The organism is Lentzea tibetensis (genome assembly GCF_007845675.1).
GTDB lineage: Bacteria > Actinomycetota > Actinomycetes > Mycobacteriales > Pseudonocardiaceae > Lentzea > Lentzea tibetensis.
The window spans coordinates 44,077-66,143 of record NZ_VOBR01000009.1 but is presented as its reverse complement, the minus strand read 5'-3'; the positions used below and the strand labels follow the sequence as shown (position 1 = coordinate 66,143).

The 22,067-nt window shown below is 69.9% G+C and carries 17 protein-coding genes and 1 tRNA gene; 6 read left to right on the top strand and 12 right to left on the bottom strand.

Annotated features, from left to right (window positions below):
* Nucleotides 1–76 precede the first annotated feature (76 nt).
* The 3 genes from otsB to FKR81_RS16030 form a co-directional block, all read right to left on the bottom strand.
* Entirely contained in the window at nucleotides 77–2,608 is a 2,532-nt protein-coding gene (gene otsB / locus FKR81_RS16040) for a trehalose-phosphatase (protein ID WP_146352701.1), read from the bottom strand.
* A gap of 47 nt (nucleotides 2,609–2,655) precedes the next feature.
* Nucleotides 2,656–4,089, bottom strand: coding sequence for an alpha,alpha-trehalose-phosphate synthase (UDP-forming) (locus FKR81_RS16035; protein ID WP_146353054.1), 1,434 nt, complete (start codon nucleotides 4,087–4,089; stop codon nucleotides 2,656–2,658).
* Between the two features lie 70 nt (nucleotides 4,090–4,159).
* Nucleotides 4,160–5,509: a threonine/serine exporter family protein gene (locus tag FKR81_RS16030; RefSeq protein ID WP_235921594.1), complete on the bottom strand. Its 1,350-nt coding sequence runs from the start codon at nucleotides 5,507–5,509 to the stop codon at nucleotides 4,160–4,162.
* Between the two features lie 270 nt (nucleotides 5,510–5,779).
* On the opposite strand from FKR81_RS16030, the gene FKR81_RS16025 reads away from it, so the two are divergent.
* Together FKR81_RS16025 and mgrA are read left to right on the top strand one after the other, a co-directional pair.
* Nucleotides 5,780–5,852: transfer RNA gene (locus tag FKR81_RS16025), tRNA-Thr, on the top strand.
* A gap of 277 nt (nucleotides 5,853–6,129) precedes the next feature.
* Nucleotides 6,130–7,158 (top strand): L-glyceraldehyde 3-phosphate reductase, encoded by a 1,029-nt coding sequence (gene mgrA / locus FKR81_RS16020; protein WP_146352699.1) that lies wholly within the window; start codon nucleotides 6,130–6,132, stop codon nucleotides 7,156–7,158.
* Between the two features lie 4 nt (nucleotides 7,159–7,162).
* Here the strand turns inward: mgrA and FKR81_RS16015 are convergent, their stop codons facing one another.
* Both FKR81_RS16015 and FKR81_RS16010 read right to left on the bottom strand, forming a co-directional pair.
* A complete protein-coding gene (locus FKR81_RS16015; RefSeq protein ID WP_235921576.1) occupies nucleotides 7,163–8,560 on the bottom strand; it encodes a sensor histidine kinase in 1,398 nt (465 codons plus the stop codon).
* Entirely contained in the window at nucleotides 8,557–9,255 is a 699-nt protein-coding gene (locus FKR81_RS16010) for a response regulator transcription factor (RefSeq protein WP_146352697.1), read from the bottom strand. Before FKR81_RS16010 ends, FKR81_RS16015 begins: the two co-directional genes overlap by 4 nt.
* A 129-nt stretch (nucleotides 9,256–9,384) precedes the next feature.
* Here FKR81_RS16010 and FKR81_RS16005 point away from each other — a divergent pair, with 129 nt between their 5' ends.
* From FKR81_RS16005 to FKR81_RS15995, 3 genes are read left to right on the top strand one after another with little or no spacing between them, the layout of a single operon-like run.
* Complete coding sequence (locus FKR81_RS16005; RefSeq protein ID WP_146352695.1) at nucleotides 9,385–10,740, top strand: ferredoxin reductase family protein; 1,356 nt, start codon at nucleotides 9,385–9,387, stop codon at nucleotides 10,738–10,740.
* A gap of 15 nt (nucleotides 10,741–10,755) precedes the next feature.
* A complete protein-coding gene (locus FKR81_RS16000; RefSeq protein ID WP_146352693.1) occupies nucleotides 10,756–11,220 on the top strand; it encodes an FMN-binding protein in 465 nt (154 codons plus the stop codon).
* Nucleotides 11,221–11,237: 17 nt separating this feature from the next.
* Nucleotides 11,238–11,972, top strand: coding sequence for an FAD:protein FMN transferase (locus FKR81_RS15995; protein ID WP_146352691.1), 735 nt, complete (start codon nucleotides 11,238–11,240; stop codon nucleotides 11,970–11,972).
* A 174-nt stretch (nucleotides 11,973–12,146) separates the two neighbouring features.
* Here the strand turns inward: FKR81_RS15995 and FKR81_RS15990 are convergent, their stop codons facing one another.
* Nucleotides 12,147–13,151 carry an ADP-ribosylglycohydrolase family protein gene (locus FKR81_RS15990; protein ID WP_235921575.1) on the bottom strand — a complete coding sequence of 335 codons (1,005 nt, stop codon included), beginning with the start codon at nucleotides 13,149–13,151 and terminating at the stop codon, nucleotides 12,147–12,149.
* Between the two features lie 126 nt (nucleotides 13,152–13,277).
* On the opposite strand from FKR81_RS15990, the gene FKR81_RS15985 reads away from it, so the two are divergent.
* Nucleotides 13,278–16,052, top strand: coding sequence for an AfsR/SARP family transcriptional regulator (locus tag FKR81_RS15985; RefSeq protein ID WP_146352687.1), 2,775 nt, complete (start codon nucleotides 13,278–13,280; stop codon nucleotides 16,050–16,052).
* A 147-nt stretch (nucleotides 16,053–16,199) separates the two neighbouring features.
* Here FKR81_RS15985 and FKR81_RS15980 read toward each other — a convergent pair whose 3' ends face one another.
* The 6 genes from FKR81_RS15980 to FKR81_RS15955 form a co-directional block, all read right to left on the bottom strand.
* Nucleotides 16,200–17,003 carry an SGNH/GDSL hydrolase family protein gene (locus tag FKR81_RS15980; protein WP_328593144.1) on the bottom strand — a complete coding sequence of 268 codons (804 nt, stop codon included), beginning with the start codon at nucleotides 17,001–17,003 and terminating at the stop codon, nucleotides 16,200–16,202.
* Nucleotides 17,004–17,156: 153 nt separating this feature from the next.
* On the bottom strand, nucleotides 17,157–17,540 hold the full coding sequence (locus FKR81_RS15975) for a hypothetical protein (RefSeq protein ID WP_146352683.1): 384 nt from the start codon (nucleotides 17,538–17,540) through the stop codon (nucleotides 17,157–17,159).
* A 354-nt stretch (nucleotides 17,541–17,894) separates the two neighbouring features.
* Entirely contained in the window at nucleotides 17,895–18,914 is a 1,020-nt protein-coding gene (locus tag FKR81_RS15970; RefSeq protein ID WP_146352681.1) for an N-acetylglucosamine kinase, read from the bottom strand.
* Between the two features lie 4 nt (nucleotides 18,915–18,918).
* The gene (locus tag FKR81_RS15965; protein WP_146352679.1) at nucleotides 18,919–20,187 is read right to left on the bottom strand and encodes a 6-phospho-beta-glucosidase; all 1,269 of its coding nucleotides are present in this window, start codon (nucleotides 20,185–20,187) and stop codon (nucleotides 18,919–18,921) included.
* On the bottom strand, nucleotides 20,184–21,071 hold the full coding sequence (locus FKR81_RS15960; protein WP_146352677.1) for a carbohydrate ABC transporter permease: 888 nt from the start codon (nucleotides 21,069–21,071) through the stop codon (nucleotides 20,184–20,186). The genes FKR81_RS15965 and FKR81_RS15960 overlap by 4 nt, the downstream gene beginning before the upstream one ends.
* On the bottom strand, nucleotides 21,068–22,060 hold the full coding sequence (locus FKR81_RS15955) for a carbohydrate ABC transporter permease (protein ID WP_146352675.1): 993 nt from the start codon (nucleotides 22,058–22,060) through the stop codon (nucleotides 21,068–21,070). Before FKR81_RS15955 ends, FKR81_RS15960 begins: the two co-directional genes overlap by 4 nt.
* Nucleotides 22,061–22,067 lie beyond the last annotated feature (7 nt).

The window sequence follows — 22,067 nt, the reverse complement described above, 5'->3', positions numbered from 1 at the left end:
TCGATAGCCCGGACGGGTGGCGCCACCGTGTCAACTGGTCGTGCGTGGTTGGGGCTGCCGGAGCAGCCCCAACCGGCTACGACTGCGACAGCAGCTGGGCGCAGCGGATCAGGCCCAGGTGCGAGTACGCCTGCGGGTGGTTGCCGAGCGACCGCTCCGCCACCGGGTCGTACTCCTCTGGCAACAGGCCCGTGGGTCCGGCGGCGTCGACCATCTGCGCGAACAGCTCCTCGGCCTCGGTGCGACGGCCGGTGAGCAGGTAGGCCTCGATCATCCAGGCGGCGCAGAGGTGGAAACCGCCCTCGTCGCCGGGAAGACCGTCGTCGCGCCGGTACCGGTACACGGTGGACCCGGACCGCAGCTCGGCCTCGATGGCCGTGACCGTGGACTGGAACCGCTCGTCGGCCGGGTCGATCATCCCGGCCAGCCCCACGAACAACGACGCGGCGTCGAGGTCGTCACCGTCGTAGGCCGTGGTGAACGACTGGACCTCGTCGCTCCACCCGTTCTTCAGCACGTCGGTGCCGATGGTCTCGCGCAACGGCTCCCAGGACGGGTCGAGCGCGCGGCCGAACTGCTTGCCCAGCTTGATCGCGCGGTCGATCGTCACCCAGCACATGACCTTGGAGTACACGTGGTGGCGCGGGGCGTGGCGCTCTTCCCAGATGCCGTGGTCCGGCTCGTGCCAGCGGCGCGCGACGGCCTCGGCCATCGCCTGGACCATCGTCCAGTCCGCGTCGGTCAACGACCCGCGGGCGTTCGCCAGCGACACGACCAGGTCGACGACCGGGCCGAACACGTCGAGCTGCACCTGCTGGTTCGCGAGGTTGCCGACGCGCACGGGACGGGAGCCCGCGTAGCCGGGCAGCGTGTCGATCACGGCCTCGGCGCCGAGCATGGTGCCGTGCAACGTGTACAGCGGGTGCAGGCGCTCCGGGCCCGGCAGTGTGGCCAGCACGCCGTGGATCCAGCCGAGGAACGCCTCGGCCTCGGCGAACGAGCCCACCGAGACCAGTGCCTGCGCGGTCAAAGCACCGTCGCGCAGCCAGCAGTAGCGGTAGTCCCAGTTGCGGATGCCGCCGAGCTCCTCGGGCAGCGACGTGGTGGCCGCCGCCATGATGGAGCCGGAGTCCTTGTGCACCAGGCCGCGCAGCGTCAACGCCGAGCGGCGCACCAGGTCCGTCTCGAGCGGCGGCAGCTCCAGCGTGTCCGCCCACTCCGACCAGTACGCACCGGCGCGCTCGCGGCGCGACGGCTCGGCGATCGGGTGCTCGGACAGGTCGTCCGTGCCGCAGCGCAGCTCCAGCAGCACCGGAGCGCCCTCGCGCGGACGCACGATGGCGCGTGCGGTCTCCTGCACGCCGTCCGAGGTGATCTCCCAGTCGACGCCGGTGGAGCGCAGCACCATCGGGTCCGAGGTGCCGACGACGCGCAGGCCGTCGCGTTCGCGCAGCAGCCGGACCGGCACCTGGCCGAACTCGGGACGCGGCGCGAACGTGATCACGGCGTTCGTGGAGCCGCTGATGCGGCGCACCAGGTCCGTGCGGTGCGACGCGAGGTCGTGCTCCAGGTAGTCCGTGACGAGCAGCCGGGACCAGCGAGTCTCGACGATCATCGTGCCCGGCAGGTAGCGCTGGCCCAGCGGCAGCGAACCGTGCTCCGGCTTGATCGAGAAGTGGCCGGCCGCCGGGCCGCCGAGCAGGTCGGCGAAGATCGCCGCCGAGTCCGGCTCCGGGTGGCACAACCAGTTGATCTTGGCGTCCGGCGTGACGAGGCCGACCGAGCGCTCGTTGGCGAGCATGGTCAGCCGCTCGATCGGGACGGCCTGGTCGCCGTGCAGCCAGTTCCTGCGCTCTTCCAGCAGGAACGCGAGCACGGTCGCGACGTCGGTGGTGTCCGCGACGGTGTACTCCGCCAGCGACTCGCCCTCGCCGACGCGGATGCCCACGTCCGGTCCGGTGAGGCGGGCGAACGCCTTCTCGTCGGTCACGTCGTCGCCGAGGAACACGGCGGCGGTCGCGCCCGCCTGGTGGCGCAGCACGTCGAGCGCGTGGCCCTTGTCGGTCTGGATGACGGCCAGCTCGACGACGGCCTTGCCCTCGGTGACCTGGACGCCGTCCCACGTGCACGGGCCGGAACGCACCTGGTCGAGCACGACCGCGCCCACCTCGGGCGTGGCGCGGCGGACGTGCACGGCGACGCTGGCCGGCTTCACCTCGAGGTGCACGCCTTCGTGCCCGTCGACGATCTGCTCCAGCTCGGCTTCGATGCGGCGGTGCAGCGACTTCGCGTTCGCGTCGATCGCGTGCACGAAGCCGACGTCGAACTCGGAACCGTGGGAGCCGACGAGGTGGACCTCGCCGGGCAGGCGGGACAGCGTGGCGAGATCGCGCAGCGCGCGACCGGAGATCACCGCGCTGGTCGTCTCGTGCAGGCCCGCTAGTGAACGCAGCGCACCGACGGACTCCGGGAGCGGGCGTGCCTGCTCCGGGTCTTCGACGATCGGTGCGAGTGTCCCGTCGTAGTCGCAGGCCACGAGCAGTCGTGGCGTCCGGGCCAGCTGGACGATGGCTCGGCGCAGGTCGGCGGGGAGGGCCTCGGCGGTCAACGCCCCTCCTCAAGCACTCGATGGGACAAGGGGTTTTCTGAACTGTTTCAGACGGAAGTCTGCGTGCCCAGTGCCTCGAGGAAAGACCTCGCCCAGCGGTCAACGTCGTGGGTCAGGACTTGGCGTCGCAGAGCGCGCATCCTACGGCGGCCCTCAGCCGGATCGATGTCGAGGGCTGCCTGCAGAGCGTTCTTGACACCGTCCAGATCGTGGGGGTTCACCAGGAACGCGCTGGTCAGTTCTGCTGCGGCACCGGCGAACTCGCTGAGGACCAGTGCTCCACCAAGATCATATCGGCAGGCGACGTACTCCTTGCAGACCAGGTTCATCCCGTCCCTGACCGGGGTGACGACCATGACGTCCGCCGCGCTCATGAACGCGACGAGCTCCTCGCGGTCCACCGACTGGTGCAGGTAGTGCACGACCGGCCTGCCGACCCGGCCGAACTCGCCGTTGATCCGGCCGACGGACCGCTCGATGTCCTCGCGCATGGCCTTGTAGTGGTCGACGCGTTCGCGACTCGGTGTCGCCAGCTGCACCATCGCCACGTCCTCCGGGTCGATCCGCTGGTCGCGGACCAGCTCGTACAGCGCGCGGAGCCGGACGTCGATGCCCTTCGTGTAGTCCAGCCGGTCCACGCCGAGCAGGATCTTCTTCGGATTTCCCAAGTCTGCCCGGATTTGTTTGGCGCGCTGCTGGACTTCCTTGCGCCTCGCGACCGCGTCCAGACCGGCCGAGTCGATCGAGATCGGGAACGCGCCGACGCGCACCGTGCGGTCGCCGACCTGCACGACACCGGGCCGCGTGCGCACGCCGACGGAACCGCGGCTGGGCTCCAGCCCGACGAGCCTGCGGGCCAGCCAGAGGAAGTTCTGCGCGCCGCCGGGCCGGTGGAAGCCGACCAGGTCGGCACCCAGGAGGCCGCGGATGATCTCGGTGCGCCACGGCAGCTGCATGAACAGCTCGACCGGCGGGAACGGGATGTGCAGGAAGAAACCGATCCGCAGGTCGGGGCGCTGCTCGCGGAGCATCGCCGGGACGAGCTGCAGCTGGTAGTCCTGCACCCACACCGTCGCGCCCTGTGCCGCGACCTTCGCGGTCGCGTCGGCGAAGCGCTGGTTGACCGTGCGGTAGGAGTTCCACCACCGCCGGTGGAACGCGGGCTGCGCGACGACGTCGTGGTAGAGCGGCCAGAGCGTGCCGTTGGAGAAGCCCTCGTAGTAGTCGCGGACCTCCTCGCCGGTCAGCATCACCGGGTGCAGCAGCAGGCCGTCGTCCTCGAACGGCGGGACGTCGGTGTCCGAGACGCCGGGCCAGCCGACCCAGGCACCGCTGTGCGAGCGCAAGAACGGTTCCAGCGCGCTGACCAGCCCTCCTGGACTGTGCTTCCAGCGTTCTGTGCCGTCAGGCAGGCGTTCCAGGTCAACCGGCAGCCGGTTGGCCACGACTACGAACTCCGCCCCGTTCTCGCCAATGTCGATGCTCACGTGACCGAGGCTAGTGCGGGTGCGTGACCAGGGCGTGTCGTGATGTTGTCCCTGTCACAACAGTTCACTCCAAACGACGCTTGGTGGGCCGCAGCGGCCCGGACATGCGCGGACCAGCGAACTTGCGCTCGAGCCTGCCGAGCCCGGTGCGCACCGGCTGCGCCAGGTACTCGCCGAACACCACGCCGCCCGCCAGCGCCATCGCGATGCCGCTCGCGAACACCAGCGTCGACAGCCCGGCCGGGTCGTTCTCGGCGGTGAGCTGGAACAGGCCGCGGTAGGTCGTCCAGCCGGGCAGCAGCGGCACCATGCCGGACACGGCAACGACGAGCGTCGGGACCTTGAGCCGCCGCGACATCGTGGCGCCGCCGAAGCCGACCACCGTCGCGGCGACCGCGCTGCTGAGCAGCACGTCCAGCCCCGCCGACGTGACCAGGCCGTACGTGCCGGTGCCGACCGCGCCCGCGCCCGCCGCGACGAGCAGCGCGCGGGGCTGGGCGTAGCAGGCGAGCGCGAAGAACCCCGAGGTCGCCGCACCCGCCGCGAACTGCAGCGGCACCGCGGAGATCAGCGGCGGCAGCGGGTCCGTCAGCGCGATGGGCAGTCCGAAGTGGACGGCCGTCCGCAGCGCCAGCGCGACGCCCGCGATGAGCCCGGCGCTGAGCAGCACGGTCTCGACGGTGCGCCCGGCGGCCGTGACGTTGTAGCCGCTGATCGCGTCCTGCACGGTGCTGACCAGCGCCAGACCGCTCAGCAGCACGACGATGCCGACGGCCACCAGCAGGCTCGGCCGCACGCTCGGCAGCAGTCCGGTGGCCCACACGGCGAGCGCCGTTCCCGCCGCGAGCGCGCCACCGACCAGCTGCTGGAAGAAGAAGGGCAGCGCGCGCCGGTTGAGCACCCGGCCGACCCGGTCGATCAGCGCGGTGACCACGGCCGCGGTGAGCGCGAGCAGCAGCCCGCCGCCGATGAGGAACGCCACCGCCGCCGCCATGCCCGCCCACGCCGCCGTGGCGACCCAGCGCGGGTACGGGTGCGAGGCGCTGGTGATCCGGTCCAGCTCGCCGTAGGCGTCCTCGGCGCTGATCTCGCCTGCGGTGATCGTCCGCACCAGCTGCTCGGCGTCGGCGAGCCGCGTGTAGTCCAGGCTGCGGGCGCGCACGACGCGCAACGAGGTGATCGGCGCGTGGTCGGTGCCCCGGTGGCACGAGACGCTGATCGAGGTGTAGATCACGTCGACCTCGGTGTGGGGAAGCCCATACGCGGTCGTGACGGCGAGAATCGTGGCGGTGACGTCGGCGGCTCCGGCGCCGCTGGACATCTGCACCTCGCCTACTCGCAGTGCCAAGTCGAGTACGAGGTGGACGGTGGAATCATCGGGCAGAGCCGGGCCGTGCAGGCTGTTCGTGGAAATTCAGGACACCTCCCTAGGGTGATCGTGTTACTCCGCCCGACTGTTGCTGTGGCGTCTGCCACCTCCGAACGGGGTACCCGAAAAGGGCGACATGATCACTGTCTGTTGGTTACGCTCCTGACCTGGTCAGAGGCCCCTGTGACACAGATTGATCCACTCAGTCGGTTGGTGCGACTCCTTCCGGAGCAATCCGATCACACTGAGAGCAGACCATTCGTCGCAGGTAGCACCCGCATCGGGCGCTTACGATGTCTCCGGCCAACGGGCCAGGCCGGCATAGCTCAATTGGCAGAGCACTCGCCTTGTAAGCGAAAGGTTAGGGGTTCGATTCCCCTTGCCGGCTCTCTCAGGACAAGGGTTCGCCCAGGTGGGCGGGCCCTTGTCTCATTAGGACGTGACCGCTGGTCACGTCTTGCGTGCGAGCCCGCGACCGACGGCGGGGCGAACGGCGGTCCCGAGATCTGGATCACTCGGCCGCCCGCCGTGCACAGGCGGACCTTCGTGCCGAGGCGAACTCGCATTTGGGTGGTGCGCGCCAGGGGATGTCGTGCCCGCGTCGGCGCCACGACTCCGAGTGTTGTCCGGCGACCATCTCATTAGGACATGACATCGTGGTCACCATGTCCTACCTCGCGGATAGCGGTCGCTACGACCAGATGACGTACCGGCGCACCGGCCGGAGCGGCCTCAAGCTGCCGGCGATCTCGCTCGGCCTGTGGCACAACTTCGGCGGCGACCGGCCGTACGAGCTGGGTCGCGGCATCGCGCGCCGGGCGTTCGACCTCGGCGTCACGCACTTCGACCTCGCCAACAACTACGGCCCGCCGTACGGCTCGGCCGAGGTGACGTTCGGGCAGATCCTGCGCGACGACCTGGGCAAGTACCGCGACGAGCTGGTGATCTCCACCAAGGCGGGGTACGACATGTGGCCCGGCCCGTACGGCGAGTGGGGGTCGCGCAAGTACCTGCTGGCGTCGCTCGACCAGTCGCTGAACCGGATGGGCCTGGACTACGTCGACATCTTCTACTCGCACCGCTTCGACCCCGAGACGCCGCTCGAGGAGACGGTCGGCGCGCTCGTGTCCGCGGTGCACCAGGGGAAGGCGCTGTACGTCGGCATCTCGTCGTACTCGGCGGCCAAGACCCGCGAGGCGGCCGAACTCCTGCGGTCGGCCGGTGTGCCGCTGCTGATCCACCAGCCGTCCTACTCGATGCTGAACCGGTGGATCGAGCCCGATCTGCTGGACGCGCTCGAAGAGGTCGGCGCGGGCTGCATCGCGTTCTCCCCGCTGGCGCAGGGGATGCTGACCGACAGGTACCTCAACGGCATTCCGGCCGACTCCCGCGCGGCGCAGAACAAGTCGCTCTCGCCGGACCTGCTGTCCGACGAGAACCTCGCGCGGATCCGGTCGCTGAACGAGATCGCGAAGTCGCGCGGGCAGTCGCTGGCGCAGCTCGCTCTCACGTGGACGATCAGGGACCCGCGCGTCACGTCCGCGTTGATCGGCGCGTCCTCGGTGGGGCAGCTGGAGCAGAACATCGCCGCGCTGGACGCCCCGCCGCTGACCGGCGACGAGATCGCGGAGATCGACAAGTACGCCGTCGAGTCGGGCATCGACCTCTGGGCGACGTCCTCGAACGCCGAGTAGCGCGTCAGAGGATGCGACGTGGCAGGCGGATCGTGAAGGTGGTGTTCCCCGGAACACTGGTCAGCTCGATCGATCCGCCGTGCGCGTGCACCAGCGACTGCACGACCGCGAGGCCCAGGCCGGAACCGCCGCGCTGGCGCGTGCGGGAGTCGTCGACCCGGTAGAACCGGTCGAAGATCTTGGTCTGGTCCTCGCGCGGAATGCCCAGCCCGGAGTCGGTGACGCGCACGATCACCTCGGACGCCGAGTTGGACACCGCCAGCACGACGGACGTCCCGGCGGGCGTGTGCACGGCGATGTTGGTCAGCAGGTTGTCCAGCACCTGCCGCAAGCGGGTCGGGTCGGCGCGCAGCAGCGCCGTGTCGGCGTCGACGGTCACCGGGTTGCCGGGGTGAGCGGTGCGGAACGCGTCGGCGGCGGCCTCGACGACGACGGCCATGTCGACCTCCTCCAGCCGCAGCGGCGGCTCGGACTCGGCGGAGTCCAGCCTGGCCAGCAGCAGCAGGTCGTCCAGCAGCACGCTCATCCGCGCGGCCTCGGACCGCAGCTTCTCCAGGTGCCGTTCCCGCTCGGCGGGCTCGTTGGCCGCCGCGTACCGGAACAGGTCCGCGTAGCCGCGCAACGACGTCAGCGGCGTGCGCAGCTCGTGCGACGCGTCGGCGATGAAGCGGCGCAACCGCTGCTCGGCCATGGCGCGGGCGGCCAGCGACGAGTCGATGTGCTCGAGCATCGTGTTGAACGCCGTGCGCAGCTCGGTGATCTCCACGCCACCGCCGCGGCTGTCGTCGCGGACCGGCAGGCGCGCGGAGTCGGTGAGGTCGTGCGACGTGATGTGGTGCGCGGTGTCGGCGATGTCGCTCAACGGCCGCAGGCCCCGGCGCAGCACGGCCTGGCCGCCGACGACCAGCGTGATCAGCGCGGCGAGGAAGGCGATCACCTCGACCGTGATGAGCTGCGTGACGGTGCTGTCCGCGTCGCCGACCGGGGCGGCCGACACCAGGACCAGGTCGGGGGCGACGAGGCAGCCGCGGGCGCGGAACTTGCCGTCGCCGCGCAGGTAGACGGTCTCGTAGTAGTCCTCGTTGCGGGACTTCAGCGCGACGGCGTCCAGCTCCTGGATGTCGTGCGGGATCTCGCCCGCGCGCTTGGTCACCTGGTCGCCGGACAGCGAGTAGACGACCGAGTACCAGCCCTGCGGGCTCTTGGTGACCTGGCCGTAGCTGCGAACGTCGTCCGACGCCGTCAGCTGGGTCAGGCGCATCTGCTCGTCCAGCCGGTGGTCGAGGTAGGTGCGCATGCTGGTGACCATGACCGTGCCGACGATCGCGAACACCGCCAGTGCGAGCGCGCCCAGCCCCAGAGCCAGCCGGGTACCCAGCCGCAGTTGGCGGCCTGAGGTCACTCCGCGGCCCGCCTGAGCACGTAGCCGACGCCGCGCACGGTGTGGATCAGCGGCTCACGGCCGTCGTCGAGCTTGCGGCGCAGGTGTGAGATCACCAACTCCACCACGTTGGACCGCCCTCCGAAGTCGTACTCCCAGACATGATCCAGGATCTGCGCCTTCGTCAGCACGGCGGGGGAGCGCCGCATGAGGTACCTGAGCAGTTCGTACTCGGTGGGCGTCAGGGTGACGAGCTTGCCGCCGCGCCGCACCTCACGCGTGTCCTCGTCCATCACCAGGTCCGCGACCTTGAGCACGGAGCGCTTCCACGACGGGCCCGTCGAGCGGCGCAGGACGGCGCGCAGCCGCGCCATCAGCTCCTCGACCGAGAACGGCTTGACCAGGTAGTCGTCGCCGCCACGGGTCAGCCCGGCCACCCGGTCCGCGGTGCCGTCGCGCGCGGTCAGGAACACCACCGGCACCATCGCGCCCGCGGCCCGCAGCCGGTCCAGGACGGTGAACCCGTCCAGGTCGGGGAGCATCAGGTCGAGCACGACGATGTCCGGCTGGAAGTCGCTGGCCTCGCGCAGCGCCTCCTCGCCGCTGCCCGCTGTCGCGGCCTGCCAGCCCTCGTAGCGCGCGACCGTCGCGACCAGGTCAGCGATGTGAGGCTCGTCATCGACGACGAGCAATCGAACCGAGTTCCCCTTGTCCACGTGCTCATGGTGCGTCACCTGGGGGGCACCCCGCTCGATCGACAGCAAGTCGACAGGCCGGCAACAGCATGGCCACAGGTCGGCAGCCAAAGCTCGGAGCCAGACGACCACCTGAACTAGGAGTCCGCCGTGACCACCATGCAGCTCCCCGCGCGCCCGGCGCCAGCCGGTGCGCGCGGTTCTCAGCACAAGGCGGTGGCCAGGACGGGTCTGTACGCCGTCCTCGGTCTCAACGTCCTGATCGTGACCGCCCTGTTCCTGATGGTTCCGAGCGGGAACCTGCTCATCGCGCTCGGCAGGCTGATGGGCCTGTACGGCGCGCTGGCGATGGCGTTCCAGCTGCTCCTGGTAGCGCGGCTGCCCTGGCTCGACCGCAGGCTCGGCATGGACAAGCTGACCGCGTGGCACCGGTGGGTCGGCTTCACGATCTTCTGGATGCTGATCGGCCACCTCGTCTTCATCATCTTCGGCAACGCCGGTGACGAGGGCCCGGTCGCCGAGCTGGTCCGCCAGGCCACCGAGCTCGAAGGCATCCTCCGCGCGCTGGTCGCGTGGGCGATCATCATGACCGTGGGCATCGTCTCCGCCCGCTTCGCGCGCCGGAAGCTGGCCTACGAGACCTGGCACTTCATCCACCTGTACACCTACATCGCGATCTTCCTCGCGTTCCTGCACCAGATCGTCGTCGGCAGCTCGTTCCGCAACTCCGCGCTCGGCACCGCGTACTGGTGGGGCCTGTGGGGCTTCGCGCTCGGCTCGGTTCTCATCGGACGCGTGGGCCTGCCGCTGTACCGCAACTGGAAGCACCAGTTCCGGGTCGCGGCGGTCGTGCCGGAGTCGGACAACGTCGTCTCCGTGTACATCGAGGGCAAGGACCTGGACAAGCTGCCCGCCCGCGCCGGCCAGTTCTTCCTCTGGCGCTTCATCGCCAAGGGCCGGATCTCGTCGGCCAACCCGTTCTCGCTGTCCGCGGCGCCGAACGGCAAGTACCTGCGGCTCACCGCGAAGGCGCTGGGCGACGGCAGTGCGGGCATCCGCGACATCAAGGTCGGCACCCGCGTCTTCGCCGAGGGCCCGTACGGCGCCTTCACCGCGATGCACCAGACCAAGCCCAACGCGCTGCTCGTCGCCGGTGGTGTCGGCATCACGCCGGTGCGCGCGCTGCTGGAGGAGATGCAGGGCCACGTCGTGATGCTCTACCGCGTCAGCGACCCGAACGAGGCCGTGCTGATGCGCGAGCTCCAGGAGATCGCGCACCGCAAGGGCGCGGTGCTGAAGCTGGTCACCGGCTCGTCGAAGGTGCTGACCGCGAACGGACCGCTGCTGGGCGCGCAGAACCTGGCCGCACTCGTGCCGGACGTGATGGACCGCGACGTGTTCGTCTGCGGCCCGCCCCCGATGACCGACGCCGTACTGGCCTCGCTCGCGGAGATCGGTGTTCCCGAGAACCAGGTGCACGCCGAGCGCTTCGCCATGGCGAGCTGAGAGGACTGACCGGACATGAAGCGAGCTGTACCCGTTCTCCTGCTCTCCGCGGCCGGGCTCGTCCCCGTGTGGATGTTCCAGCCCGGCGCGGAGGAGGCGATCAACGAGGTCGCCGCCCCGCCGGCGAGCACCCCTCCCGCTGCCACCTCGACCGCGCCCATCGTGCCTGGTCAGACCCAGACCCAGGCGCAGACCCCCGCCCAGACGCAGGCGCAGAACGCCGCCCGCGTCATCAAGGGCAAGCTGATCAAGACGTCTGAGGGCGACGTTCAGCTCCAGGTGACCTTCCAGGGCAACAAGATCAGTGACATCGCGGTCGTCACGGCGCCGAACACGGCGCCGACGCGCAAGGCGTTGCCGCTGCTCAAGGCGTCCGCGCTCAAGGCGCAGAGCGCGCAGATCGACACGGTGTCGGGCGCCACCGCGACCAGCGGTGGCTACCAGCAGTCGCTGCAGTCGGCCATCGACCAAGCCCAGTAGGAATGGGTGCAGTAGTGATGCGCAGGGTCGAGCACATCATGGGTCTGCCGATCTCGGTGGACCTCAGGGACGGGGATGCCGAACTGGCGGAGAAGGCGTTCGAGTGGCTGCGTGAGGCGGATGCGCGGTTCTCGCCCTTCAAACCCGACAGCGAGGTGTCCCGGCTGGATCGGGGTGAGCTCACTTCGCAGGAGCTCACCCCGGATCTGGTCGAGGTGCTCGACCTGTGCGCCTGGTACGAGCAGGCGACCGGCGGCGCGTTCAAGGTGCGCCTGCCCGGTCGCGGGCTCGACCCGTGCGCCGTCGTGAAGGGGTGGGCCGTCGAACGCGCCGGTGACGTCCTGCTCGCCGGCGGTGCGCGGAACTTCTGCCTCAACGCGGGCGGCGACGTCTTCGCGTCCGGCGAGCCCGAACCGGGAAAGCCTTGGCGCGTCGGTGTTCGCCACCCCGAGGAAGCGGACAAGCTCTGCGTCGTGCTCGCGGTGCGTGACGGATCCGTTGCCACGTCGGCCTTCTACGAACGCGGCCAGCACATCATCGACGGCCGGACCGGCGCGCCGGCGACCGGACTGCTCAGCCTGACGGTGTGCGCCCCCGACCTGACCACCGCTGACTCGACCGCGACGGCGGCGTTCGCGATGGGCGCCGAAGGCGTGGAATGGGCTGCGGCGCAAGAGAACTGCGAGGTCTTCGCGGTGCTCGAAGATCGACGTGTGATCCAGACTGCTGGACTTCCGGTACACCTCTGCTAACATGCCCGCCCAACGGACGCTCGGGGCTTCCGTTGGCACGATCGTTGATCAAGAGCAAGCCGAAGCTCGCGCTCGGGGTGAACTCCGGACTGCTGTTGACCAACCCGTGCACTGTGTGGAACGACCCGTCGGGGGCAGCGCAATCGGGAGCGCGCTCCGGCGGGTCGTTTTCCTTTACGCGTAACGGTTCTCGTCGAACGGCGCGTTGACGGCGGACCGGCCGAGGTCGCGGCCCATGTCGTCGAGCACGTCCACCAGTTCCAGCCCGCTGAGCCAGTCCCTCGGCAGCGCTTCGGTTCCGTGCAGCGCGCCCAGGATGTTCCCGGTCAGCGCGGCCGTCGCGTCGCTGCCGCCGGAGTGGTTCGCGGCGGCCCGCATCGCATCGACGAACTGCACCGCCTTCGGGTGCGACAGCACGACGTAGACGGCGATGGCCAGCGCCTCCGGCCCGGTCCACCCGCTGCCGAGCCGGTCGACCCGCACCGGCTGCTTCTCCTCCGCCAGCACGACGGCGCGCGTCAGCACGGTCGCGGTGTACGTGTCGTCCCGCAGCACCCGGCCGATGACCTGGTCGACGGCCTCGCGCAACGGGCGTCCGCGCACCGCAAGCAGGTGCACCAGCAGCGCCAGCGCACCGCCGGACACCCAGCCGCCCGTGCCGCCGTGCGTCAGCGCGGCGAACCGGCAGCCCAGGTCGTACGCGATCGCCGCGCTCGGCGCGAACCCGGCCGGAGCCGTCCTGGTGACGCCGTTGCAGCCCGACGAGTCGTTGGCCGGCGCCCGCGGTGTCGACGGCGTCTCGGCCGCGAGCGCGCGCAGGCAGGTCAGGCCGGGCGAGCGGCTCTCGTAGAGCCGTTCGTCGGCGAGCAGCCCGGTCACGCCCTGCTCGGGCGCGTCCTGCTGCTGGGTGACCAGCCAGCGCCGGTAGCTGTGCCACACGGTCTCGGCGGGCTCCCACTCGCCGGTCTGCTTCCCGCGCACCCACGCGCGCAGGTAGCCGTCGGCGGTGAACAGCGTGAGCTGGGTGTCGTCGGTGACCAGCGCGGGCTTCGGCGGCGAGAGCACGCCCTGCGCGCCGTGTTCGCGCTGGATGTCCGCCCAGCCGAGGTACTGCACCGGGGCGCCGAGCGCATCACCCAGCGCGCCGCCGAGGAGGCACCCGGCGCCGCGATCAACCACGGAAGAGGGATCTCGCGGCACGGGGGAACACTATCGCGCCGACCAGTTCAACTGAACGTGTATCTGCGAGACCCGTTCACGTACCTGACCAATTGACGAGATCGAGAACGCGGAGTGGGGAGGAGCATGCGGAGCAAAACCGGTCTGGAGTTCGGCGTGCTGGGCCCCCTGCAGGTCCTCGCCGACGGCAGTCCGATTCAGCTCGGCCGCAAGGGCATGCGCGGACTGCTCGCGATGCTCGTCGTCGGTGCCAACCGGCCGGTGGCGATCGACGACATCGTGGACTCGCTGTGGGGCGACGCCCCGCCCGCCACCGCTCGGACGATCGTGCACGGCTACGTGTCCAAGCTGCGCAAGGTGCTGGAGGAGGCCGACCCGACCGGCTCCGCGACCATCCGCACCACGCCACCGGGATACGAGCTGTCCGTCGACCCGTGGCGGCTCGACCAGCACCGGGCCCGCCAGCTCGTCGCGTCGGCACGGGGGAAGCCCGCCGCGATCCGGGCGGGGCTGCTGCGCGAGGCGCTCGGCCTGTGGCGCGGCCCGGTGCTCACCGACGTGCCCGGCGACCCGATCACGACCGACCTCGACGAGCTGCGGCTGTCCGCGATCGAGGAGCGCATCGACGCCGAGCTGGAGCTGGGCCGCCACCTCGAGCTGGTCGGCGAGCTGCGCCAGCTGTGCACCGAGTACCCGTTCCGGGAACGCATGGTGGCGCACAGCATGCGCGCGCTCTACCGGTCCGGTCAGCGCGCCGACGCGCTGGAGGCCTACCAGCGGTTCCACCGCCGCGCCGTCGAGGAGCTGGGCATCGACCCCGGCCCCGAGCTGCGCATGCTGCACAAGCAGGTGCTCCAGGACGACCCGGCGCTGAGCGTGATCGGCGCGGCCGAGACGCGCACCGTCGCACCGCGCGCGGGCATCGTCGTCCCGGCGCTGCTGCCCGCGTCCGCGTCCCGGCTGTACGGCCGCGGCGAGGACGGCAGGTGGCTCGACGACCTGTGCGACAGCAGGAACCTGACCGCGACGACGGTCGCGGTGCTCACCGGTCCGCCCGGTGTCGGCAAGAGCGCGCTCGCGATCACGTGGGGGCACGAGCACGCGGAGAAGTTCCCGCACGGAGTGCTGTACGCGGAGCTCGGCTCGGCGGAACCGGGGGAGGTGCTCACCAGGTTCCTGGTGGCACTGGGGGTTCCTGCCGACGGCGTGCCCGTGCAGGAGGAGGACCGGGTCGGCCTGTACCGCTCGCTGCTCGCCCGCAGGCGGGTGCTGGTGGTGCTGGACGACGCGGTGAACGTGGAGCAGTGCCAGGCGTTGCTGCCGCCCGGATCCGGCTCGCTGGTGCTGGTCACCTCGCGCCGCCGGTTGGAAGGGCTGGTCGTCAGCAACAGCGCCCGCATCCGCGGGCTCGGCGTGCTCGACGAGGACAGCGCGGTGCGGCTCGTGGACGACGTGCTGGGGAGGCCGTTGTCCGCGGATGATCCGGCGGCGAGCCGCAAGCTCGCCGAGCTGTGCGGATGTCTTCCGCTCGCGCTGAGGGTGGCCGCGGCGAAGCTGGTGATCAGTCCTGAGTGGACGGTCGAGGACCTGATCGGTGAGCTCGCCGAGGACGGCACCAGGCTCCGCTCGCTGGAGCTGCCCGAGTCCGAGGTCGGCGTGCGGCGTGCGCTCGACCTCTCCTGTCGCGGCCTGCCGGAGGAGCTCGGGGAGGTGTTCCGCACGGTGGGCCGCGCACCAGGACGGTGGGTGTCGCCGCACGCGGTGGCCGCGCTCGTCCGCACCCCGCTCGACTCGGCCCGGCGCCGATTATCGCAGCTCGTCGACGTGAACCTGCTGATCGAACCGTGGCCGGACGGCTACGCGATGCACGAGCTGGTCCGGTTGTACGTCAACGGGATCACGCCGTCGGACCCGCAGGCGTTGCGCCGCCTGGTGAACTACTACCTCGTGGCGTGCGACCACGTCCGCACGGCGATCAGGCCGGCCCGCGACGGGCTGGACTTCGCGTTGCGGGACAACGGGTGCACCGCGCTGCCGTCGGTGGCGACGCCGAAACGCGCGCTCACCTGGTTCGACCAGGAGTGGCCGAACCTCGTGGCGATCGTGCACGCGGCGGCCGAGGAGGGACTGCACGACCAGGTGTGGCAGCTGGTTCGGCTGGTGCACAACTACGCGACCGTGCGCGCGCTCACCGGGGAGTGGATCGCGCTCGTCGGGTTCGGCACGGCGTCGGCCGAGGTGACGGGGAGCCTCCTCGGCCAGGTGCTGATGCTGGACACGGCGTACACGACGAACGCGCGGATGGGCAGGCCCGTCCTGCTGCCGGACGCTCGTCGTGCGCACCGGATCGCGACCGAGCTGGGGGAGCGCCGGTACCTGGTGCTGACGCTCGCCCAGCTCGCGGACGTGCTGTTCCGCCTGCGCCACCACGACGAGGCGCTGCTGCACTTCTGGGAGTCCGTCGAACTGGCCAAACGCGAGGGCGACCTCGTCGGCGAGGCGCACGGGCTGAACAACGTCGCGCAGGTCGAGCAGGCCATGGGACGGCAGGAAACCGCTGTGCGCCACCAGTTCCAGGCGGTCGAGATCTACCACCGCAGCGGCGACCAGGCGTCGTACGTGTGCGGCATCGACAACCTCGCCGAGCTGTACCTCGAGCTGGGACGGCTGGACGAGGCCGAGGAGTACGCGCGCACCGGCATCGAGCTGGCGTCGGCGGGCGGAATGACGCTGTACGAGGCTTTCGGGCGGCACGTGCTCGGCGGTGTGCTGGTGCGCAGGGCCGAACGGGTGGCGGCGACGGCCGAGCTCGTCGAGGCGCTGCGGCTGTACGAGCAGGTCAACTCGCGACGTGCGGCCGAGGTCAGGGCGATCCTGGAATCGCTGAGCTCCGATGTTTAGCCGGTGTTTAGTGAGGTCGCGTCAGATCGTGGCAGGTTGGTGCTGGGCACGGATCACCTGGTGATCGGTGTCCTGGTGGCTGAAGGGGGAACGAGGGGGTAGGCCACCGAACGGAAGGGCTGACCGGCATTCGGGGGAGAGTGCCGGTCAGCCCTTCTCCTTCGTCAGGCTCCGGTCGTCCTCCGGCATCCGCGCGATGGGCAGCAGCTCGGGGCGCTTCGGCGCGAGACCGTCGCCCATCGACTCACCGCGCAGCAGCCTGCCGATCCACGGCACCACGTGCTCGCGCGCCCACCTGAGGTCCTGGCGGCGCTGCGTCATCCACTCCGCCTCCTCGGCGGCGGGCCACGGCGCGTTCCACTCCCCGTCGTTGGCGAGCCCCAACGCCTTCGCCACCCGCAGCGCGACCCGCCGATGGCCTTCCGGCGAGAGGTGCAGCCGGTCCTCGCTCCACGCGCGGCGGTCCTGCAGCACGTGCATGGACCACAGGTCGACCATGTGGCAGTGGTACCGCTCGGAGATCGACCACAGGTGCGAGTTGTAGATCGCGACCTTGCCGCGCAACGACCTCAGCAGCGGCGTGCTCCTGGTGTCGAACCCGGTGAAGATCACCACGTCGCACCCGGCCGCGCGCAGGTCCGCGACCGCCACCTCGTACTGCTCGGCGAGAGCGTCCGGGTCGCTGTTCGGGACCATGATGTCGTTGCCGCCGCCGCAGAACGTCACGAGATCCGGTTTGAGCGACGCCGCCAGCGGCACCTGCTGCTCGATGATCTCCGGCAGCATCTTGCCCCGGATCGCGAGGTTCGCGTACCGGAAGTCCGGCGCCTCGGCCGCGAGCAGCGTCGCGAGCCGATCGGCCCAGCCGACGAACGTGTCGCCGGGTCCGGGGTCGTCCATCCCCTCCGTGAAGCTGTCACCGACAGCAACCAGGCTTCTCCAGCGCAGCACAGCAGTCCCCCTCCTCCAACGGCTAGACAGCATGCATGTCCACGTGCCACCTACGCCACCGTCGGTTACGGCATCGTAGGTTTCGTCGCTGTAGGTGACGAACGAATTACCACTCGATCTAGCGATACAGTCCGGAGAATCGGGTTTTTCGTCTCATACCGCCAGTAGCGTGCCCGCCGTGCGACCCGGTCTGCCGCTGCCCATGACGTCCATCGGCGCTGTTCTACTGCTGCTCGGACTCGTCGTCGGGGTGGTGCTCGGCACCGGTCCGGGGCCTTCGCCGGTCGAGGACGTCCGTGAGCCCGCGGCCGAACCCGCGATCACGAACATAGGTGGCGACGATCCTCCCATGGAGTACAACGCGCCGTCATCGAGCTCTTCGCGGCCGCGCCCGTCCGCGGTGACGACCAGCGCGCCCCCCAGGTCGAAGCCCGTCGTGACGCCGGAGGCGACGCCCGAGGTCAGCGTCGCGCGGACGACGGCCGTCCCGCTGCCGACGCTGCCGACGTTGAGCACCAGCGCCCCCAGCGCGGACATTCCTTCTTCGGCAAGCGAAAACCCCCGGAGCGACATCGGCGCGTGATGCCGTTCCGGGGGCGTTGGGACCGTCACAGGGGGAACGCCGCCGCCGATCAGTTCCCCCCGTGACGGGGTTGGGACCGCTACCAGGGGCGCCGCCGCCGATCTACCCCTGGTAGCGGGGTTGGAACCACTATCCGGAGCGCCGCCGCCGATCAACTCCGGATAGTGGGGTTGGGACCGTTGCGAGGGGCGCCGCCGCCGATCTACCCCTCGCAACGGGGTCTGTGTGGAGTTGTGGTTTGTTGGCCGGGGCGCCGCCGCCGATCTACCGCTGTGTTCGACGCCTTTGCCAACGGGGTCTGTGTGGAGTTATGAACCCGCAGCGATACCGATTCCGCTGCTGGCAGGTGGAACCCGCTCGTCGTAAGCAGAACGCAGGCGCAGCTCCGCGGCCGGAGAAGCACCGATGGTGTCGAGGCCCAGCAGAGCGGCGCCGACCACGGGCGGCAGGTCGACGACCCGGACCTGGGCCAGCGGAGCCACTTCGAGCACCCGTCGCCGGACCTCGCCGAGCACGGTCTCGCCGGTGCCCGTCATGACGCCGCCGCCGAGCACCACGTCCACGGCCTCGTCGGCCAGGTCGAGGCGCTGCAACGACACCGTGGAGAGCAACGTGATCTCCTCGATCAGCCGGTCGACGACCGCCTGCGCGACCTCGTCCCCGCGCGCGGCCACGTCGAAGAGCAACGGGCACAGGGCGTGCGGGTCGAACTCGATCTCCTCGAAGTGCAGCTTCTCCACGGCCTGCGCGATCGACGTGACGCCGTAGTGCTCGATCAGCGCGGGCAGCAGCTCGGTCGGCTTGCCGCGGCCGTCCTCCGCGCGCACGGCCAGCCACAGCGCCTCGCTGCCGAGGTGACCGCCGCCGCCCCAGTCGCCCGAGATCTGGCCCAGCGCGGGGAAGCGGTGCGTGCGGCCGTCGCGGGCGACACCGACGGCGTTGATGCCCGCGCCGCAGACGACCGCGACACCGATGCCGTTCGTGGTGCCCGCGCGCAGCAGGGCGAACGTGTCGTTGCCGACGAACGTGCTGGTCGACCAGCCGCGCTCGGAGATCGCCTGCGTCAGGTCCTCTTCCTCGCGCGGCAGGTCGGCGCCTGCGAGGTACGCCGCGGTGTGCCGGGCGATCGGCTCGTCGGGGGAGAGCCCAGCCAGCGCCGCGGCCTCACGTGCCAAACCCTCGAACACGTCAAGGCCCTTCTGCAGGCCGACGACCTGAGGCGAGGCGCCTGGTCCGCGCACCTGCGCGAGCACCTTGCCGTCGGAGTCGACCAGCAGCACGGCTGTCTTGCTGTTCCCGCCGTCGATCGCGAGCACCCGGTCCGTCATTGAATCAAGCTCCCTTCACCCACGGCAGCAGATCGCGGTTCTGCGCGATCAGCTCGTCGGCCAGCTGGTCTGCGATGGCGTGCTGGCCGATCAGCGGGTGTGCGAGCAGCGCGTTGGCAACGCGGTCCCGGCCACCGTGGATCGCCGCTTCCAGCGCCAGGTACTCGTAGCTCGTCACGTGCGAGATCAGTCCGGAGATGGACGGCTCCACCGGGCGCTGCGGCAGTGCCACCGCGCCGGACGCCGTGACCGTGGCCGGGACCTCGATCACCGCGTCGTCCGGCAGGAACGGCAGCGTGCCGCCGTTGCGCACGTTCACCACGTGCCGTTCGGCGCCCGCACCACCGGTGAGGGCGTGCACCAGCTGCACCGCCGCCTCCGAGTAGTACGCGCCGCCGCGCTGGGAGAGCTGCTCCGGCTTCGTGACGACCTTGGGGTCGCTGTAGATGTCCAGCAGGTCCTTCTCCACCGCCGCGACGACCTCGGCGCGCGGGACCTCGGTCTGCTGCTTCTTCACGACCGCGTCGTGGTTGTAGAAGTAGTTCAGGTAGTAAGACGGCACCATGCCGAGGCGCTGCATCAGCGAGCCGTCGATGCCGATGTGCTCGGCCAGGCCCTCCGAGTGCTGCGCCAGCAGCTCCGGCAGGCGGTCGACGCCGTCGACGAGCACGCCCCGTTCCCACGACAGGTGGTTCAGGCCGACGTGGTCGAGCACCACCGAGTCCGGCTCGACGCCCAGCAGGCCGGAGGTCCAGCGCTGGAACGTGATCGCCACGTTGCACAGGCCGACCGCGCGGTGGCCCGCCTCGAGCAGGGCGCGGGTGACGATGCCGACCGGGTTGGTGAAGTTGACGATCCAGGTGTTCTCACCGGCCAGCGCGCGCACCTTGTCCGCGATGTCCAGCACCACGGGCACGGTGCGCAGCGCCTTCGCGAGACCACCGGCACCGGTGGTCTCCTGGCCGACGCAGCCGCAGGTCAGCGGGAACGTCTCGTCCGACGCGCGAGCCTGCTGACCACCGACGCGCAGCTGCAGCAGCACCGCGGAGGCACCCTCGACGCCCTGTTCGAGCGACGTGGTGGTGCGGATCTTCGCCGGATGACCGGCGTGCGAGAGCAGGCGCTGGCAGAACGGTCCGATGATCGACAGGCGGTGCTCGTCGGGATCCACGAGGACGATCTCGTCCACCGCGAGGCTGGTGCGACGGCCCGCGATGCCGTCGATCAGCTCGGGCGTGTAGGTGGACCCGCCACCGACGACGGTGAGTTTCATCCCTTGACTCCTGTGAACGTGATTCCCTTGACGAACGAGCGCTGCGCGAAGATGAACAACACGACGGCTGGGAGCATCGCCAGCAGGGTCACGGCCATCGCCGAGTTCCACTGCACGAAGTGCATGCCCTTGAACGAGGCCAGCGCCAGCGACAACGTCCACTGGTCCTTGACCTCGCTGGTGTAGAGCAGCGGGCCGAAGTAGTCGTTCCAGGTGAAGAGGAAGCAGAACAGCGCGGTCGCCGCGATGCCGGGACGGGCCATCGGCACGATGATCCGCGTCAGCGCCTGGAACTCCGAGCAGCCGTCGACCCGCGCGGCGTCCACGTAGGACTGCGGGATCGTGAGCATGAACTGGCGCAACAGGAAGATGCTGAACGCGTCGAACAGGAAGTACGGCACGATCAACGGCCACAGCGTGCCGGTGAGCCCGAGCGACGACCACGTGTCGTACAGCGGGACCGCGACGACCTGCGGCGGCAGCATCATGGCGCCGATGACGAGCATGAACGCCACGTTCGACCCGCGCCACTTCAGCTTCGCCAGCGCGTAGGCCGCCGGGATCGACGAGAGCAGCATGCCGAACGTCGCGAGCAGCGAGTACAGCAGGCTGTTGAACAGGTAGCGCAGCAGCGGGGCCTTCTCGAAGACCTCGACGAAGTTCTCCCAGTGCCACTCGCGCGGCCACAGGTCGGCGGTGAACGCCTGGTCGTCGGACATGACCGCGGTCAGCAGCACGAAGATCACGGGCGTCGCGAAGATCAGGCCCAGTGCGAGCCCGATGCTGTGCACCCCGATCCACTCGAGGATCTGCTTGGGGTTGCGCGGCTTGACGTACGGCTCTTCCCGTGCGACCACAACCGGGTTCGGAAGCGTGGTGGTCATGCGCCCGGTCCCCCTTCTTCCGCGGTCGAGTTCTTGCGCATCTTGTTGACCAGCACGATCGTGACCGCGAACGAGATGACGAACAGGACGGTCGCCATCGCGGCGGCGTATCCCATGTCGAAGTAGCGGAAACCGGTCTGGTACAGGAAGGTCGGGAAGGTCAGCAGCGAGTTCTGCGGGAACCCGAGGTTCTTCGTGCTGCCGGTCGGGTCGGCCGATCCGGTCGCCGCGGAACCCGCGACGACGGCCTGCGTGAACAGCTGCAACGCGAGGATCACCGAGTTCACCACGCCGAACAGCAGCACCGGCGAGATCGTCGGCAGCGTGATGTGCCACCACCGGCGGATCGGGCCCGCGCCGTCGATCTCAGCGGCTTCGTACTGGTCCTGCGGAACGTCCAGGATCGCGGCCAGCATGATGATCATCAGGTCGCCGCAGACCCACATCATGATCGCCGTGACACCGGGCTTGGCCCACGACGGGTCGGAGAACCACAGCGGGCTCTGCACGCCGATCATGTCCAGCAGACCGTCGACCGGGCCGCCGTTGGGGCGCAGCACCATGAAGAACACCAGCGTCGCCGCGACCGGCGGGGCGAGCGACGGCAGGTAGCAGAGCGTCCGGATGAGCCCGACGCCCGACTTCAGCCGCGCGATCACCGAGGCGACACCGAGCGCGAACACCGTCCGCGCGATGGTGAGCACCACGACGAACCACATCGTGTTCTGGATCGACTGCCAGAACAGCTTGTCGCCCCACATGAACGTGTAGTTCTTGAGGCCGACGAACTCCGGCGGGTTGATCAGGTCGTACTTCGTGAACGAGAAGATCACCGTGGCGATCAGCGGGTACCCGAAGAACAGGATGAACCCGATGAGTGCCGGCGCCATGAACGCGAGCACCGTGAAGCGGTTGCGTGCGCGGGCTCGGGACCGCCCCTTCGCAGGGGCGGCCCTTCGCACGTCCACGCGTTCGAGCGTGGCAGTCATCTCGTCG